This window comes from Luteimonas salinilitoris, assembly GCF_041300785.1.
Lineage (GTDB): Bacteria > Pseudomonadota > Gammaproteobacteria > Xanthomonadales > Xanthomonadaceae > Luteimonas > Luteimonas salinilitoris.
Genome location: NZ_JBFWIB010000002.1, coordinates 300,098 through 317,181, shown reverse-complemented (window position 1 = coordinate 317,181; position 17,084 = coordinate 300,098). Strand labels below are relative to the sequence as shown.

Genomic DNA, 17,084 nt, shown 5'->3' with positions numbered 1-17,084 from the left:
GCCGGCGACACGAGGCTGCAATACACAGCACCTAGCGTGACCCGCGGGGGCCCGGATTTCATCCACTCAACATCCGCACGAGGCAGCCAGGCATGACCGAGCAAAACGCCCCCATTCCCTACGGCGAGGACGATTTCGACCACGAGGACAGCAACCGTTCCGGCAATCCCCATTTCGGCGACGTGTTGCGCACCCGGCTTGCACGCCGGCAGGTGCTCAGGGGCGGGCTGGGACTGGCGGTGACGGCGGGACTGTTCGCCGGTAGCGGCGCGGCCACCGCGCTCGCTGCCGTTGCCGGCAAGCCGCCAAGGCTGCGCGGCCAGCCGCTGGGCTTCACGGCGGTGCCGACCAGCCGGCTCGACGACATCGTGGTGCCGCCGGAATACGACTTCTCCGTGATCCTGCCCTGGGGCGAGCCGATCTGCGGCGACTACCCCGCCTACCTGGACGGCGGCCTCAACAGCGGCGCCGACCAGGAGCAGCAGGTCGGCATGCACCACGACGGCATGCATTTCTTCCCGCTGACCAAGGCGCCGCCGCACAAGTCCAAGATCGGGCTGCTGGTGATGAACCACGAATACATCGACCAGGCCGCGATGCATCCGGCCGGCCCGGTCAGCATCGGCGGCGTGCGCGACGCCGACCAGGTGCGCAAGGAGATCGCGGCGCATGGCGTCAGCGTGGTGGAGATTCGCCACCAGCACGACCGCTGGGTCACGGTCCGCGGCCGCTACAACCGCCGCATCACCGGCGCCACGCCGATGGAGATCGCCGGGCCGGTGCGCGGCCACGCCAAGCTGCGTACCGCCTACAGCCCGGACGGCACCCGCACTCGCGGCACGCTCAACAACTGCGCCCATGGCTACACGCCCTGGAACACCTACCTGACCTGCGAGGAAAACTGGGCCGGCTACTTCGTCAATCGCGGCGAACGCCCGCGCGAGCACGCCCGCTACGGCGTCGCCACCGGCAGCGGCCGCTACGGCTGGGAGACGGTGGAAGCGCGCTTCGACGCCACCGCGGCAGGTTCCGACGCGACGCAGGACTATCGCAACGAGCCGAACCATTTCGGCTGGATCGTCGAGATCGATCCGTTCGATCCCGACAGCACCCCGGTCAAGCGCACCGCCATGGGACGCTTCGCGCACGAAGGCCTGGTGTTCTCGCAACCGCAGCCGGGCCAGCCGCTGGCCGCCTACATGGGCGACGACGCGCAGAACGAATACATCTACAAGTTCGTCAGCCGCGAGCGCTACCGCCCCGGCCGAGTCGCCGGCGACCTGCTCGACCAGGGCACGCTCTATGTGGCGCGCTTCCACGACGACGGCAGCGGCGAGTGGCTGGCGCTGGACATCGACGATCCGGCCTTCGTGCAGGCCGCCGCCGAAGCCGGCGTGAGCTTCTCCGACCAGGCCGACGTGCTGATCAACACCCGGCTGGCGGCGGACGTCGCCGGCGCCACGCCGATGGACCGGGCGGAATGGGGCGCGGTCGACCCGAAGACCGGCCAGGTCTATTTCACCCTCACCAACAATTCCTCGCGCGGCGCCGACCAGGTGGATGCCGCCAATCCGCGCGGCCCCAACCCGTACGGCCACATCATCCGCTTCCTCGAACGCAACGGACGCGCCGACGCGACCCGCTTCGACTGGGACATCTTCCTGCTCGGCGGCACCGAGGACGACAGCCTCGGCCCGAACGGCGATCCGCTCACCGCCGACAGCATCCACGCCAGCCCCGACGGGCTGTGGTTCGATGCCAACGGCCTACTGTGGATCCAGACCGACATGAGCGGCAGCCAGCTCGGCAGCGGCCCGTTCGGCAACAACCAGATGCTGGTCGCCGAACCGGCCAGCGGCGCGATCAAGCGCTTCCTGGTCGGACCGGGTGACTGCGAGGTCACCGGCGTGGTCACCACGCCCGACCACCGCACCCTGTTCGTCAACATCCAGCACCCGAGCGAAAGCGGTGGCGCCAGCTGGCCCGGCGGCATGCTCAAGCCGCGCTCGGCGACGGTGGTGGTGACGCGCCGCAACGGCGGCATCGTCGGAACGTAAAGGCGAGGAACGAGAAACGAGGAGTGAGAAACGAGAGTCGGCCTCTCGTTTCTTGCTTCTTGCTTCTTGCTTCTTGCGTGTCGATGATCGCATCGTCATGTCGCGTCGCCGCGACCGGGGGCCGCGTGACGTGCCGGTACCGCGGTTTGGAACGAGGAGCAGTGGAGGAGAGGAGCGAGAAACGAGCGCGCGGCGGCTCTCTCTCGTTTCTCACTCCTCGTTTCTCACTCCTCACTCTCAGTTGACCCTCCCGGGTCCCCGTGCTATCACCTGCGCTCCCGCAAGGAGTAGCACGCATGTCGGATCTCAAGCGCGATTTCGAGCAGGCCGCCAAGGACGTCAAAAGCCTGTCCGAGCGACCCGACAACGACACCCTGCTACGGCTCTACGCCCTCTACAAGCAGGGCGCGGAAGGCGACGTCAACGGCCCCAAGCCGGGCTTCTTCGATTTCGTCGGCACCGCCAAGTACGAGGCCTGGACCAAGCTCAAGGGCACGCCGCAGGATGAGGCGATGGGCAAGTACATCGACCTGGTGAAGAAGCTGACGGCCTGAGCGCCGCCGCCCTGCCCGGCCGATGGCGCGCGATACCCGCCAGCGCATCCTCGACTGCTCGCTTGCGATGTTCAACGCGCAGGGCGAGCCCACGGTCACCACCAACCACATCGCCGACGAGCTGGAGATCAGCCCCGGCAACCTGTACTACCACTTCCGCAACAAGGACGACATCATCGAGCAGCTGTTCGCGCGCTTCGAACAGCGCATGGACGATGCGCTCGCCGGTCCCGGCGACCGCCTGCCGGGCCTGGAGGACGTGTGGCTGCAGCTGCACCTGGTGTTCGAGTGCATCTGGGACTACCGCTTCCTCTATCGCGACCTGCTGGAGATCCTCAGCCGCAACCGCCGCCTGCGGCTGCGCTTCGCGCGGATCCTGCGGCGCGCCGACGCGCGTGCCCGCGAGGTGATGCGCGGCCTGTCGCAGGCCGGGGTGATGCGCGGTTCCGCCGCCGAGCTCGACGCGGTCGGCACCAACCTCCTGGTGGTGGCCACGTTCTGGCTGAACTACGCCGCGGTGCGGGGCGAGAAGGACGAACAGGCTGCGATCCGCGACGGCATCGTGCAGGTGCTGATGCTGATCGCCCCGTTCCTGCGCGATGCCGAACGGGTGCATCTCGACACCCTGACCCAGGCCTACAGGCCCTAGGCTCCGTCCCGCAGCCGCGACCACGGCCGGCTTCCGTCATCTTCCTGTCATCACACGGACATGCGCCGATCATGCCCGGGCGTTTGAATGGCGCGGCGAACGGAGCGACCGGCGGCGGCAGTTGCGCCGGTCCCGCACGCGCCAGGTCTCTCTCCCCTGATTGCTTCCCCTCCGATTGCGGGCCCGCGGGCCCGCTTTTTTTACCCGCCGGGGCGCGAAAAACCGCGGCGCGGCGCGGCCGGAGCGCTGGCGACGCGAGATCGCCGCAGTCTTGTCATTGTGCTGTAACAAAAACATCATTTTATGGCGTCATTCCGCCGGCCACCCTGGCCGCTTCCTACGGAGTCACGCATGAAGATCCAGCGACCGTTCGCCGCACTCGCCCTGTCCGCCGCCCTCACGCTCGGCCTGGCCGCCTGCCAGGACTCCGGCGAAGGCGGTGCCCCGACCGTCGGCCCGACGCCCGCCGATGCCACCGGCAGCACCGCAGGCGACCGCGTCGACGTGCAGATCACCGGCGCCGGCGCCACCTTCATCTATCCGCTGCTGTCGCGCTGGTCAGACGACTACTCGCGCGCCACCGGCGCGCGCATCAACTACCAGTCGATCGGTTCCGGTGGCGGCATCGCCCAGATCAAGGCCGGCACCGTCGACTTCGGCTCCTCCGACAAGCCGCTGACTCCCGAGGAACTGACCGAGGCCGGCCTGGCGCAGTTCCCGTCCGCGATCGGCGGCGTGGTGCCGGTGGTCAACATCGACGGTGTCGAGCCGGGCCAGCTGCGCCTGACCGGCCCGTTGATCGCCGACATCTACCTCGGCAAGGTCACGACCTGGAACGACCCGGCGATCGCCGGGCTCAACCCGGACGCCAACCTGCCGTCGTCGAAGATCAACGTGGTGCACCGTTCCGACGGCTCCGGCACCACCTTCAACTGGGTCAACTACCTGTCCAAGGTGAGCCCGGAGTGGCAGGAGCAGGTGGGCGAAGGCACCTCGGTCAGCTGGCCGACCGGCGTCGGCGGCAAGGGCAACGAGGGCGTGGCCGCCTACGTCAAGCAGATCAAGGGCTCGATCGGCTACGTCGAGCTGGCCTACGCCACCCAGAACGGCATGTCCTACACCTCGATGCAGAACGCCGACGGCCAGTGGGTGCAGCCGAGCGCCGAGAGCTTCCAGGCGGCGGCGGCGAGCGCCGACTGGGCGAACTCGCAGGACTTCAGCCTGGTCATCACCAACGCCCCGGGCGCGGCGTCGTGGCCGGTTGCCGCCACCAACTTCATCCTGATGTACAAGCAGCCGAAGGATCCCGAGCGCTCGCAGCAGACGCTGGACTTCTTCAAGTGGGCGCTGGAGAACGGCCAGGCACAGGCGGACGAGCTGCACTTCGTGCCGCTGCCGGCGCCACTGGTCGAGCAGGTCGAGGCCTACTGGGCGGCCGAGATCCAGGGCTGACCGCACCATGACGGCCCGCGCCGCGGATGATTCCGCGGCGCGGGCGCGGCATTCCACCTTCCGCCGCCTCGCAGCGAGCCGATGAACGCCACCACGCTCCCGATCGACACGTCCTCGCGCCGCGACGCCGCCGATACCCGGGCCGATCGCGGCTTTCGCTGGCTGGTCACCGCCGCCGGCGTGCTCGTGCTCGTGTCGCTGGGCGCGGCCGCGTTTTCGATGCTATGGGGCGGACGCCTGGCGTTCGAGAAGTTCGGCATCGAGTTCCTCTGGCGCGATGCCTGGAACCCGGTGCTGCAGGACTTCGGCGCGCTGGTGCCGATCTACGGCACCCTGGTCACCGCGCTGATCGCCATGGTCATCGCGGTGCCGGTCAGCTTCGGCATCGCCATGTTCCTGACCGAGATCGCGCCGCGCTGGCTGCGCGGGCCGGTGGGCGCGGCGATCGAGCTGCTGGCGGGCATTCCCTCGATCATCTACGGCATGTGGGGCCTGTTCGTGCTGGTGCCGTTCCTCGGCCAGTACGTCTATCCGTGGATCGACGCGCACCTGGGACAGGTGCCGCTGGTCGGCGCCCTGTTCTCCGGCCCGCCGCTGGGGCTGGGCATGGGCACCGCCGGCCTGGTGCTGGCGATCATGGTGATCCCGTTCGTCTCCTCGGTGATGCGCGAGGTGTTCCTCACCGTCCCCACCCGCCTCAAGGAATCGGCCTACGCGCTCGGCGCCACCACCACCGAGGTGGTCTGGGACGTGGTGCTGCCCTACACCCGCTCGGCGGTGGTCGGCGGCGTGTTCCTCGGCCTGGGTCGCGCATTGGGCGAGACCATGGCGGTGACCTTCGTGCTCGGCAACGCGCACCGGCTGACCGTGTCGCTGCTGGAGCCGGGCAATTCGATCGCGGCGACCATCGCCAACGAGTTCGCCGAGGCCGACTCGCCGATGTACCTGTCCTCGCTGATCGCGCTCGGCTTCGTACTGTTCCTGGTCACCTTCGTGGTGCTGGCCATCGCCCGGCTGATGCTGCGCCAGCTCAGCCGCCGTGAGGGCAACCTGTGAGCGCCGCCGCCCTCTACCGCAACCGCCGGATCAAGAACCTGGTCGCGCAGTTGCTGGCGGTGCTGGCGACGGTGTTCGGCCTGTTCTGGCTGGTGTGGATCATGTGGACCACGCTGAGCAAGGGCATCACCTCGCTCAACCTCGCCCTGTTCACCGAGATGACCCCGCCCCCGGGCGCCAGCGGCGGCATGCTCAACGCCTTCTTCGGCAGCGCCGTGCTGAGCCTGCTGGGCATCGCCTTCGGGGCACCGGTCGGCGTGCTGGCCGGCACCTTCCTGGCCGAGTACTCGAAGCGCAGCTGGATCGGCGAGACGGTGCGCTTCGTCAACGACATCCTGCTGTCGGCGCCGTCGATCGTGCTCGGCCTGTTCGTGTACACCCTGGTGGTGGCGCAGATGGGGCACTTCTCGGCGCTGGCCGGCGGCATCGCGCTGGCCTTCATCGTGCTGCCGGTGGTGGTGCGCACCACCGACGAGATGCTGCGGTTGGTGCCGGCGCAGATGCGCGAGGCGGCGCTGTCGCTGGGCGTGCCGCAGTGGAAGGTGATCGTGCAGGTGCTGTACCGCGCCTCGCTGCCGGGCATCGTCACCGGCATCCTGTTGGCGCTGGCCCGCATCTCCGGCGAGACCGCACCGCTGCTGTTCACCGCGCTCAACAACCAGTACTGGAGCAGCAACCTGCTGGCGCCGATGGCCAACGTGCCGGTGGTGATCTTCCAGTACGCGATGAGCCCGTACGAGAATTGGCATACCCTTGCCTGGGCCGGCGCCTTCATCCTGACCATGTTCGTGCTGCTGGTCAGCCTGGCGGCCCGTGCCATCGTCATGCGCAACCGCATCGTCCAGGAGTGAAGCCGTGCCGATGGAAACGACCGCCAACCACGACAGCGATGCCACCGCCGGCCAGCGCACGCCGGCCAAGGCGAAGATCTCCATACCTCCCGTCTCCCGGACACCGGTCATGAACGACGCCCGCATCAACATCGCCAGGCAGGAACGCGCCGCCACCGCGGGAACGGAACCCGCACGCGCCAAACTGTCGGCACGCGGCCTGGATTTCTACTACGGCGATTTCCACGCCGTGAAGAACATCAACTTCGACATGCCGGAGAAGCGCGTGACCGCGCTGATCGGCCCCTCGGGCTGCGGCAAGTCCACCCTGCTGCGCGTGTTCAACCGGATCTACGCGCTGTACCCGAAGCAGGAGGCGCGCGGCGAGGTGCTGCTGGACGGCGAGAACATCCTGGCGCCGAAATACCCGATGAACCGGCTGCGCAGCAAGGTCGGCATGGTGTTCCAGAAGCCGGTACCGTTCCCGATGACCATCTACGAGAACGTGGCCTACGCCATCCGCCACCACGAGAAGCTGTCGAAGGCCCAGATGAACGAACGGGTCGAACAGGCGCTGGTGCAAGCGGCGCTGTGGGACGAGGTCAAGGACAAGCTGGGCCAGAGCGCGCTGGGCCTGTCCGGTGGCCAGCAGCAGCGGCTTTGCATCGCCCGCGCGATCGCGCTGCGTCCGGAGGTGCTGCTGCTGGACGAGCCGACCTCGGCGCTGGACCCGATTTCCACCAGCCGCATCGAGCAGCTGATCGCGGAGCTCAAGAACGACTACACCATCGTCATCGTCACCCATAACATGCAGCAGGCCGCGCGCGTGTCGGAGTACACCGCCTTCATGTACCTGGGCGACCTGGTGGAGCACGATACGACCGAGACCATTTTCTCCAACCCCTCGAAGCAGCAGACCGAGGATTACATTACCGGGCGCTTCGGGTGAAGCGCCCGGCGGGATTGGGGATTCGGGATTGGGGATTCGCAAAAGCGATCTCCGCCTCGAACCTCCGGCCCACGACCTCGAATTCCGAACCCCCAATCCAGAATCCCCGCTTATGAACATCCAGCCCCACGACCACATCGTCAAGAGCTACGACGAGGAACGCCAGCGGCTGCTGGGTGAGATCCTGCGCATGGGCGAGATGTCGGCGGCGCAGCTGGAAGCCGCGCTGGACGTGGTGGAGCGCCGCGACGACAAGGCCGCCGGGCGCATCATCGGCAACGACGAGGCGATCGACACGCTGGAGAAGGAGGTCAGCCACGACGTGATGAAGCTGGCCCTGCGCGGGCCGTTGGCGCGCGACCTGCGCGAGATCCTGGCTGCATTGCGGGTGTCCTCCGACATCGAGCGCATCGGCGACTATGCCGCCAACGTCGCCAAGCGCTCGACCGCGCTCAACCAGTCGCCGCCGCTGCCGCATACCCGCGGCCTCAACGTGCTCGGCCAGCTGGCGGTGCGCCAGGTGCGCGACGTGCTCAAGGCCTACCGCGACAACGACGCCGAAGCGGCGCAGCGGGTCCGCGACCGCGACGCCGAACTCGATGCGCTCTACACCGGCCTGTTCCGCGAACTGCTGACCTACATGATGGAGGATGCGCGCTCGATCACGCCCTGCACGCACCTGCTGTTCATGGCCAAGAACCTGGAACGGATCGGCGACCACGCCACCAACATCGCCGAGAACATCTGGTTCCTGGTCCACGGCGACGACGCCCTGCCGCCGCGCGAGAAACGCGACGAGACCAATACCGTCAGCTGACGCCGCTAACGCGGGCTTAACGTCACCTCCGATTCAGCTTTCCACGCATCCGAAGCGCATGCTGATGCCAGCGCTTCGGGCCTGCCGGTGCGTGGCTTTCGCACGTAAACTTGCGGCAACGGAAAGGCAGCGCGTGCCGTGGTTCGACACGCCGGGTTACCTGCGGCGGAGGCGTTCGCAGCCGCGTCACCTCCGGCTACCGGCCACGCCCTGCTCCCGGCAACGGCGCTAGACTCCACACCCACCCGCGGGTGATGACCCGCAACGCCCCAAGGAGATTGCACATGTCCCGTTCCGACAAGAAACCCGTCGCCGCCGCCATCGGTACCGCGCTCGCCGGCGGCCTGTTGCTCTCCGGCTCCGCCTTCGCCATGACCCCGCTCGCGCAGGGCTACCTGCTCGGCGCCCAGGAGGCCGCCACGACCGGAGCCGACAAGGCGCGCGAGGGCAAGTGCGGCATGGAGCACGCCGACGGCGATGGCGACGGCAGGATCTCGGCGGCGGAATTCGAAACCGCGCATCCGGACAAGGCCGGGAAGTTCGCCAACATCGATACCAACAGCGACGGCTTCATCGACGCCGCCGAGCACGACGCGCACCGTGCCGCAAAGGGCGACATGGAAGGCAAGTGCGGCGAAGGCCAATGCGGCGGCGCCGTCTGAAGCATCCGCATCGCGTGCCCGCAAGCCCGGGCACGCGGCGCATCGGCTGAATCCGATGGCCGCACTGCTCGCTCCCGCCAGCGCCGGACTCGGCCTGCGGCGCGGCCTGCTGCCAGCGCTGCAGGCCGCCTCGCGCGACGACTTCGACTTCCTCGAGTGCGCGCCGGAGAACTGGATCGGCGTCGGCGGTCGCCTGGGTGCCGCGTTCGAGGCGCTGGCCGCCCGTCATCCGCTGACCTGCCATGGCTTGTCGCTGTCGCTCGGCGGCGTCGAGCCGCTGGACGAGACCTTCCTGCGGCGCCTGCGCGAGTTCCTCGACCGCCATCGGGTGACGCTGTACAGCGAGCACCTGAGCTGCTGCGCCGACGACGGCCAGCTCTACGACCTGATGCCGGTACCGTTCACGGAGGCCTCGGTGAAGAACGCCGCGGCGCGCATCCGCCGCGTGCAGGAGGCGCTCGGGCGGCGCATCGCGGTGGAGAACGTCTCCTACTACGCCGCGCCCTACCAGGCGATGGCGGAAGCCGACTTCATCCTCGCCGTGCTCGAGGAGGCCGACTGCGACCTGCTGCTGGACGTCAACAACGTCCACGTCAACGCGATCAACCACGGCTACGACGCCGCCGACTTCCTGGCGCGGATGCCGTCGGCGCGGATCGCCAGCTACCACGTCGCCGGCCACTACGACGAGGCCGAAGACCTGAAAGTCGACACCCACGGCGCGGCGGTCATTCCCGAGGTCTGGGAACTGCTGCGCCAGGCCTACCGGTTGCACGGCCTGCGCCCGACCCTGCTCGAGCGCGACTTCAACTTCCCGCCGTTCGCCGAACTGCTTGCGGAAGTGCGGCGCATCCGCGACCTGCAGCACGATGCCGCGCCGCGCCAGTCCGCCCTTTCCGAACGCAGCGAGAAATGGGCCGTCGCCACGGGTGCCGCCAATGAATAGCCGCGCCAAGCAGCCTTTTCCGACGCAGCGAGAAACGGGCCGTCGCCACGGGTGCCGCCAATGAATAGCCGCGCCAAGCAGCCTTTTCCGACGCAGCGAGAAACGGGCCGTCGCCACGGGTGCCACCAATGAATCGCCGCGTCAAGCAGCCTTTTCCACCGCAGTGAGGCGCGCACCGCCGGACATGCCCGACCCCTCCGATACCCTGCGCGCCCAGCAGTTCGCGCTGGCGCGGCACCTGCGCGACCCCGAACGCCATCCCCCGCCGCCGGGCATCGAGGATCGCCGCCTGGCGGTCTACCGCAACCTCTTCCACGACAACATCCGCAGCCTGCTCTCCGGCAACTTCCCGGTGATCCGGCGCACCCTGGGCGAGGACGGCTGGCGTGCGCTGGTGCGCGAGTTCTTCGCCCGCCACCGCAGCCGCACGCCGCTGTTCACCGAGATCGGACGCGAGTTCGTCCGCTTTCTCGAAGACCGTGCCGGCGATGCCGTGGACGATCCGCCCTGGCTGCCCGAGCTGGCGCACTACGAATGGGTGGAACTGGCGTTGCAGATCGCCGGCGACGAACCGCCGCCGCACGATACGGTCGACGATGCCGACGCCGCCGCCGGTTCGCGGCAGGCCCTGCTCGACGCCGTGCCGGTGGTCTCGCCACTGGCCTGGGCGCTCGCCTATCGCTGGCCGGTGCACCGGATCGGGCCGCGTTTCCGTCCGCTGCAGCCGCCTGCCGCGCCGACCCTGGTGCTGGTGCGCCGCGACGCCGACGGCACCGTGCGTTTCTCGGAGCTTTCGCCGCTGGTCTACCGGCTGCTGGAGATTCTCGGCAGCAGCGACGCGTGCAGCGGCCGCGATTGCCTGCGGCAACTGGCTGCTGAGGCCGGTGCGCCCGATTCCGAACCCTTCCTCGCCGAGGGCGCTGCGATGCTGCAGCGCCTGCACGCCGAACGCACCCTCCTCGGCATTCGCCGACCTACGTAGGAGCGGCGGCCGATGGGCGTGCATCGGCCGCCGCCCGCATCAGCCACTTGCGCGCCATGCGCCGCAGCGACGCATCGACGGTGGAGTCCCCCACCAGGGTTTCGAGGTCGCGCCAGGCCAGCGCATGCGATTCCTCGCTGACCACGAAGGCTTCGTCGTCGCCGGCGCGGATCACGTAGCGCACGTCGTAGTGCCAGTGCGCCGGTACGCCCTTGTGCTCGGGAATCCGGTGGCGGTCGAGATCGAAGATGCCCGGCTCGAGTATCAGTTCCGACAGCCCCGTCTCCTCCTCCGCCTCGCGCAACGCCACCCGGGCCAGGTCGCGGTCGCCGTCGGCGTGTCCGCCGGGCTGCAGCCACAGCCCGAGCTTGCGGTGGTGGGTCAGCAGCGTGCGGCGGCCGTCGCGGCTGAGCAGCAGCGCCGAAGCGGTGAAATGCCCGTCCAGCCGACCACGCGTGAACGGATCCTGCCGTGCATTGCCGGCCAATGCGATGAACAGGGCGGCGCATTCCGCCTCCCCGGGCCAGCGCGCGGCATAGTCGTCGAAAGCCGCCACCAGGGCGGAAGGCGAGTTGGGAACCGGACTCATGCTGCGCCGCCGCAATCACACTCGGGAGGGGCCGCAGTCTAGCGTGCGCCGGAGCCCGGCCGCGATCGCCGCTTGTGATCGCCTGCGCGCTTTGGCAAGGTACGGCAGCCGCATCGAGCGGCTACGCCAGGCTTGGGGACCGAATCAACTTGCGCATCAACCTTTCCGAGCACGCCCGCCGTCCGGATGTCCGGACCCCGAGTCCTGCGCCACGCGAGGGATCCGCATGAGGGCAGCCGGCCGCGCGCTCGCCGGCCTCTGCGCGCTGTCGTCCGCCGCCACCGTGCACGCGGCCCCGCCGGCCGCCACCGGCCTGGACGAAGCCATCAACAACGCCTTCGCCCCGGTCGCCGACGCGGTGTCGTGGCTGGTGTTCCATCCGATCCCGATCGGCTTCGGCGCCAGCCTGCCGTTCGTGGTGCTGTGGCTGCTGATCGCCGCATCGTCGTTCACGCTGTACTTCCGCTTCGTCAACGTGCGCGGGTTCGCCCAAGGCTTCCGCCTGATCCGCGGCGATTTCTCGCGCAAGGACGACCCGGGCGAGGTCACCCATTTCCAGGCGCTGGCCACGGCGCTGTCGGGCACCATCGGCCTGGGCAATATCGCCGGCGTGGCCATCGCCATCAGCATCGGCGGGCCGGGCGCGACCTTCTGGATGATCGTCGCCGGCCTGCTCGGCATGAGCTCCAAGTTCGCCGAGTGCACGCTGGGCGTGAAGTACCGGCGCATCAATGCCGACGGCACCGTCTCGGGCGGCCCGATGTACTACCTCAGCCGCGGCATCGCCGAGCAGCGCCCGTCGCTGGCCGGGCTGGGCAAGGTGCTGGCGGTGGTGTTCGCAATCTGCTGCATCGGCGGCTCGCTCGGCGCCGGCAACATGTTCCAGTCCAACCAGAGCTTCCAGCAGATGCTGCAGGTCAGCGGCGGCGCCGACAGCTGGCTGGCCGGCAAGGGCTGGCTGTTCGGCCTGGTGATGGCGGTGCTGGTGGCGGGGGTGATCATCGGTGGGCTGAAGTCGATCGCGCGCGTGACCGGCAAGCTGGTGCCGATGATGGCGGTGCTGTACGTCGTCTGCAGCCTGTACATCATCATCGCCGACATCGGCAACGTCGGCCCGGCGTTCCGCGCCATCTTCGACGGCGCCTTCAGCCCCGAGGCCGGCTACGGTGGCTTCATCGGCGTGCTGATCCAGGGCTTCCGCCGCGCCGCGTTCTCCAACGAGGCCGGCGTCGGCTCGGCGGCGATCGCCCACTCCGCCTCGCGCACCAACGAGCCGGCCTCGGAAGGTTTGGTGGCGCTGTGGGAGCCGTTCATCGACACCGTGGTGATCTGCACCATGACCGCGCTGGTGATCGTGATCACCGGCATGTACCAGGTCGACGGCGTCGGCGACGGCGTGCAGCTGACCTCGATGGCCTACGCCTCGGTGCTGTCCTGGTTCCCGTACCTGCTGGCCGTCTCGGTGTTCCTGTTCGCGTTCTCGACCATGCTGGCGTGGTCATACTACGGCGAGAAGGCGGCCTGCTACCTGCTCGGCGAGTCGCGACCGGTGGCGCTCGCCTACAAGCTGCTGTTCTGCACGTTCGTGGTGATCGGCGCCTCCAGCAACCTCGGCGTGGTGATGGATTTCTCCGATGCCATGATCCTGGTGATGTCGGTGCCGAACCTGATCGGCGTGTATCTGCTGGCGCCGGTGGTGCGGCGCGAGGTCGAGCATTACCTGGCACGGGTGCGCGGCGGCGAGATCCGCAACTACCGCCGCCAGCCGCAGTCCTCCTGAGAACGATCGACGCATGAACCGGCCCGCTTCGCGCGAACCCTCCCTGCTGCAGGCGCTCACGCCGCTGCTGTTCCTGATGGCAATGCTGGCCACCGCGGTGTACCTGTACGCCGACGACGCCTCCTACGGCGCCAACCAGATCGCGCTGCTGCTGGCGGCCGGCGCCGCCGCCCTGGTCGGACTGCGCAACGGCATGCGCTGGCAGGAGATCCAGGACAGTCTGGTGCAGGGCGTCGCGCTGGCGGTGGTGCCGATCTTCATCCTGCTGGCGGTCGGCGCGCTGATCGGCACCTGGATCCTCAGCGGCACCGTGCCGATGCTGATCGTCTACGGCATGCAGCTGCTGCACCCGGCGTACTTCTATCCCGCCGCCTGCCTGATCTGCGCGATCGTCGCGATCGCCATCGGCAGCTCGTGGACGGTGGCCGGCACCCTGGGCGTAGCCCTGATCGGGGTCGCGCAGGGCCTGGACATGTCGCTACCGATCACCGCGGGCGCGATCATTTCCGGCGCCTATTTCGGCGACAAGATGTCGCCGCTGTCGGACACCACCAACATCGCCCCGGCCGCGGCCGGCAGCGAGCTGTTCGCGCATATCCGCCACATGATCTGGACCACCGGGCCGAGCATCGCCATCGCACTGGTGCTGTTCACCCTGGTCGGCCTGGGCGGCGGCGGTCGCGGCGACGGTGCCGAGGCCTTCGGCGACCTGCCCGCGGTGCTCGACGCGCAGTTCGATCTCGGCTGGTACCTGCTGATCCCGATGGCGGTGGTGTTCGCGCTGGCGGTCCTCCGCTTTCCCGCCTACCCGACGATCCTGATCGGAGCCCTGCTCGGCGCCGTGTTCGCGCTGGTCTTCCAGCCGGAGGCGGTGCTGGCGCTGGCCGACCGCTCCGACCTGTCGCGGCCGATGACGCTGCTGTCCGGCGCCTGGACCGCGCTGTTCAACGGCTACCAGGCCGAGACCGGCAACGCCGCGGTCGACGAACTGCTCAGCCGCGGCGGCATGATCAGCATGCTCAACACGGTCTGGCTGATCGTCTGCGCGATGGGCTTCGGCGCGGTGATGGAGAAGACCGGACTGCTGGAGCGGATGATCCGCAGCGTGCTCAAGGCGGCAAAATCGACCGGCTCGTTGATCGCCGCGACGCTCGGCACCGCGGTCGGCGCCAATGCCGTCGCCGCCGACCAGTACATGGCGATCGTGCTGACCGGCCGGCTGTTCCAGCCCGAGTACCGCCGCCGCGGTCTGGCACCGGTGAACCTCTCGCGCGCGCTAGAGGACGCCGGCACCATCACCTCGCCGCTGGTGCCGTGGAACACCTGCGGCGCCTACATGGCGGCGACCCTGGGCGTGGCCACGCTCGACTACCTGCCCTACGCGTTCTTCAATCTCGCCAGCCCGCTGGTGGCGACGGTGCTGGCCTACGCCGGCTTCAAGATCCTGCGGCTGCCGCCGCAGTCGGACGCGGAGGCCGCCGCCGCGATCTCCGCATCCTCCGCCTCGCCCGCCCACGCGCGCGACTGACCGAACTCCCGATCCACGCATTCTTCGGACTCCGATATGGACAAGACCTCGATCCACGGCATGTGGTCCTCGCGCCTGATGTTCATCCTCGCCGCGACCGGTTCCGCGGTCGGCCTGGGCAACATCTGGCGCTTTCCCTACATGACCTCGGACAACGGCGGCGGCGCCTTCGTGCTGGTGTACCTGGGCTGCATCCTGCTGGTCGGGCTGCCGATCCTGATGGCCGAGATCCTGATCGGCCGCCACGGCCGGGTGAGCCCGGTCAACACCCTGCGCGGCCTGGTGCGCGAGAGCGGCGTCAGCCGCGGCTGGGTCGGCATCGGCTGGATCGGCATCGTCGCCGGCATCCTGATCCTGAGCTTCTACAGCGTGGTCGCGGGCTGGACCCTGCACTACACCTTCCTTTACGTGAAGCAGATGTTCGGTGGCGCGCCGATCAGCGATCCGGGCGCGACGTTCGCCTCGCTGCTGGGCAATCCGCTGGAGCTGACCTTCTGGCACGCCGCCTTCATGCTGATGACGGTGGGGGTGGTCGCGCTCGGAGTGGAGAAGGGCCTGGAGCGCGCGGTGCGCTTCCTGATGCCGGCGCTGTTCGTGCTGCTGCTGCTGCTGGTGGTCTACGGCATGACCACCGGGTACATGGGACAGGCCGCGGCATTCCTGTTCCGTCCGGACTGGTCGGTGATCGACGGCAATACCTTCCTGCGCGCGATGGGCCAGGCGTTCTTCACCCTCAGCCTGGGCATGTGCACGATGATGACCTACGGCGCCTACCTGCCGCTCAAGGGCATCTCGATCCCGCGCGTCGGCATCGCCGTGGCGCTGACCGACACCTGCGTGGCGCTGCTGGCCGGCCTGGCGATCTTTCCGGTGGTGCTGTCGTTCGGGCTCGACCCGGCCGGCGGCGGCCCCGGCCTGATCTTCACCTCGCTGCCGCTGGCGTTCGAGGCGATGCCGTTCGGGATCCTCTACGGGCTGGCGTTCTTCGGCCTGCTGGCGGTGGCCGCATGGACCTCGTCGATCTCGCTGCTGGAGCCGGCGACCGCATTCCTGGTGGAACGGTTCGGCGTCAAGCGCCGCAAGCGCGCGGCGCTCGGCATCGCCGGACTCTCCTGGCTGCTGGGCCTGCTCTCGGTGCTGTCGCTGAACCTGTGGTCCGGCGTGCGGATCATGGACCGCGACATCATGACCTTCGTCGAATTCATCGCCAACGACCTGATGCTGCCGCTGGGCGGCCTGCTGATCGCGCTGTTCGCCGGCTGGGCGCTCAACCGCACCATCCTGCGCGAGCAGCTGTCGGACATGCCGGAGGCCCTGTTCCTCGTCTGGCGCTGGCTGATGCGCGTGGTGGCGCCGCTGCTGGTGCTGACCGTGCTGGTGCGGGCGGTGGTTTGAGGGCCGGGACACGAATCCCGAATCCCGGCTTTCCAGCTAGACTTCCGACCATGAGCGCCCTGCCCTACGACCATCACCGTCTGTGCGAGCTGGCCGGCGAGCTCATCGTCAACGTGCGCGAGCTGTCGGCGCGCGGCTGGACGCCGGCCACCAGCAGCAACTTCTCGCACCGGCTGGACGCGCGCCACGCCGCCATCACCGTGTCCGGCCGCGACAAGGGCCGGCTGCGCGAGAGCGACATCATGGTGGTCGATCTCGACGGCGCGGCCGTCGGCAGCGAGCACCGGCCGTCGGCCGAGACCCTGCTGCACACGCAGCTGTACCGGCGTTTCGGTGACATCGGCTGCATCCTGCACACCCATTCGCACAACCAGACGGTCGCCTCGCGCCTGTACGCCGGCGCCGGCCACGTACGACTGGAAGGCTACGAGCTGCTCAAGGCGTTCACCGGCAACACCACGCACGAGGCGGCGATCGACGTGCCGGTGCTGCCTAACAGCCAGGACATGACCACGCTGGCGGCGCAGGTCGACGCCCTGCTCGACCGGCAGACGCTGTGGGGCTACCTGATCGACGGCCACGGCCTGTACGCCTGGGGCCGCGACACGGCCGAGGCGCGCCGGCACCTGGAAGCGTTCGAGTTCCTGCTCGGCTGCGAGCTGGAGTTGCGCAGGCTGACCGGCCGCTAGGCGCAAGCCTTGGCCCCTTGTGGGAGCGACGGAAGTCGCGACATGGTCCTACAGGTCGCGGTGTCGTCAGCTGCATCGGTGTTTGCAAGGATGCGGGTGTCGCGACTTCCGTCGCTCCCACAAGGGGGAGGAAGAACAGCTTGCGTTTC

General features: G+C 68.7%; 16 protein-coding genes. 15 read left to right on the top strand and 1 reads right to left on the bottom strand.

The genetic code is table 11. The annotated features are described in order from the left end of the window. Window positions 1-92 precede the first annotated feature (92 nt). From AB5T46_RS04720 to AB5T46_RS04670, 11 genes are all read left to right on the top strand, one after another. Window positions 93-2,057, top strand: a complete 1,965-nt coding sequence (locus AB5T46_RS04720) for a PhoX family protein (protein ID WP_370562701.1) — start codon at window positions 93-95, stop codon at window positions 2,055-2,057. A 296-nt stretch (window positions 2,058-2,353) separates the two neighbouring features. Beyond that, a complete protein-coding gene (locus tag AB5T46_RS04715) occupies window positions 2,354-2,611 on the top strand; it encodes an acyl-CoA-binding protein (protein ID WP_370562700.1) in 258 nt (85 codons plus the stop codon). Between the two features lie 22 nt (window positions 2,612-2,633). Then, window positions 2,634-3,260 (top strand): TetR/AcrR family transcriptional regulator, encoded by a 627-nt coding sequence (locus tag AB5T46_RS04710; RefSeq protein ID WP_370562699.1) that lies wholly within the window; start codon window positions 2,634-2,636, stop codon window positions 3,258-3,260. A gap of 351 nt (window positions 3,261-3,611) precedes the next feature. After that, window positions 3,612-4,712: a phosphate ABC transporter substrate-binding protein PstS gene (gene pstS / locus AB5T46_RS04705; protein ID WP_370562698.1), complete on the top strand. Its 1,101-nt coding sequence runs from the start codon at window positions 3,612-3,614 to the stop codon at window positions 4,710-4,712. Window positions 4,713-4,793: 81 nt separating this feature from the next. Further along, window positions 4,794-5,768, top strand: a complete 975-nt coding sequence (gene pstC / locus AB5T46_RS04700; RefSeq protein ID WP_370562697.1) for a phosphate ABC transporter permease subunit PstC — start codon at window positions 4,794-4,796, stop codon at window positions 5,766-5,768. Then, complete coding sequence (gene pstA, locus AB5T46_RS04695) at window positions 5,765-6,619, top strand: phosphate ABC transporter permease PstA (protein WP_370562696.1); 855 nt, start codon at window positions 5,765-5,767, stop codon at window positions 6,617-6,619. The genes pstC and pstA overlap by 4 nt, the downstream gene beginning before the upstream one ends. 109 nt (window positions 6,620-6,728) lie before the next feature. Continuing rightward, entirely contained in the window at window positions 6,729-7,547 is an 819-nt protein-coding gene (gene pstB, locus AB5T46_RS04690; RefSeq protein WP_370563097.1) for a phosphate ABC transporter ATP-binding protein PstB, read from the top strand. Between the two features lie 112 nt (window positions 7,548-7,659). Further along, window positions 7,660-8,364 carry a phosphate signaling complex protein PhoU gene (phoU, locus tag AB5T46_RS04685; protein ID WP_370562695.1) on the top strand — a complete coding sequence of 235 codons (705 nt, stop codon included), beginning with the start codon at window positions 7,660-7,662 and terminating at the stop codon, window positions 8,362-8,364. A 284-nt stretch (window positions 8,365-8,648) separates the two neighbouring features. Beyond that, entirely contained in the window at window positions 8,649-9,026 is a 378-nt protein-coding gene (locus AB5T46_RS04680) for an HvfA family oxazolone/thioamide-modified RiPP metallophore (RefSeq protein ID WP_370562694.1), read from the top strand. Between the two features lie 55 nt (window positions 9,027-9,081). Further along, window positions 9,082-9,972, top strand: a complete 891-nt coding sequence (locus AB5T46_RS04675) for an HvfB family MNIO-type RiPP peptide maturase (RefSeq protein WP_370562693.1) — start codon at window positions 9,082-9,084, stop codon at window positions 9,970-9,972. 184 nt (window positions 9,973-10,156) lie between these two features. Further along, window positions 10,157-10,954, top strand: a complete 798-nt coding sequence (locus AB5T46_RS04670) for an HvfC family RiPP maturation protein (RefSeq protein ID WP_370562692.1) — start codon at window positions 10,157-10,159, stop codon at window positions 10,952-10,954. On the opposite strand, the gene AB5T46_RS04665 is transcribed toward AB5T46_RS04670, so the two are convergent. Beyond that, window positions 10,947-11,543: an NUDIX hydrolase gene (locus AB5T46_RS04665; RefSeq protein ID WP_370562691.1), complete on the bottom strand. Its 597-nt coding sequence runs from the start codon at window positions 11,541-11,543 to the stop codon at window positions 10,947-10,949. The two genes, AB5T46_RS04670 and AB5T46_RS04665, sit on opposite strands and share 8 nt — an antisense overlap. Window positions 11,544-11,769: 226 nt before the next feature. Here AB5T46_RS04665 and AB5T46_RS04660 point away from each other — a divergent pair, with 226 nt between their 5' ends. From AB5T46_RS04660 to AB5T46_RS04645, 4 genes are read left to right on the top strand one after another with little or no spacing between them, the layout of a single operon-like run. Further along, window positions 11,770-13,323, top strand: a complete 1,554-nt coding sequence (locus tag AB5T46_RS04660) for an alanine/glycine:cation symporter family protein (RefSeq protein WP_370562690.1) — start codon at window positions 11,770-11,772, stop codon at window positions 13,321-13,323. 13 nt (window positions 13,324-13,336) lie between these two features. After that, window positions 13,337-14,851 carry a Na+/H+ antiporter NhaC gene (gene nhaC, locus AB5T46_RS04655; RefSeq protein WP_370562689.1) on the top strand — a complete coding sequence of 505 codons (1,515 nt, stop codon included), beginning with the start codon at window positions 13,337-13,339 and terminating at the stop codon, window positions 14,849-14,851. A gap of 36 nt (window positions 14,852-14,887) precedes the next feature. Further along, the gene (locus AB5T46_RS04650) at window positions 14,888-16,246 is read left to right on the top strand and encodes a sodium-dependent transporter (RefSeq protein ID WP_370562688.1); all 1,359 of its coding nucleotides are present in this window, start codon (window positions 14,888-14,890) and stop codon (window positions 16,244-16,246) included. Between the two features lie 50 nt (window positions 16,247-16,296). Continuing rightward, the gene (locus tag AB5T46_RS04645; RefSeq protein WP_370562687.1) at window positions 16,297-16,935 is read left to right on the top strand and encodes a methylthioribulose 1-phosphate dehydratase; all 639 of its coding nucleotides are present in this window, start codon (window positions 16,297-16,299) and stop codon (window positions 16,933-16,935) included. Window positions 16,936-17,084 lie beyond the last annotated feature (149 nt).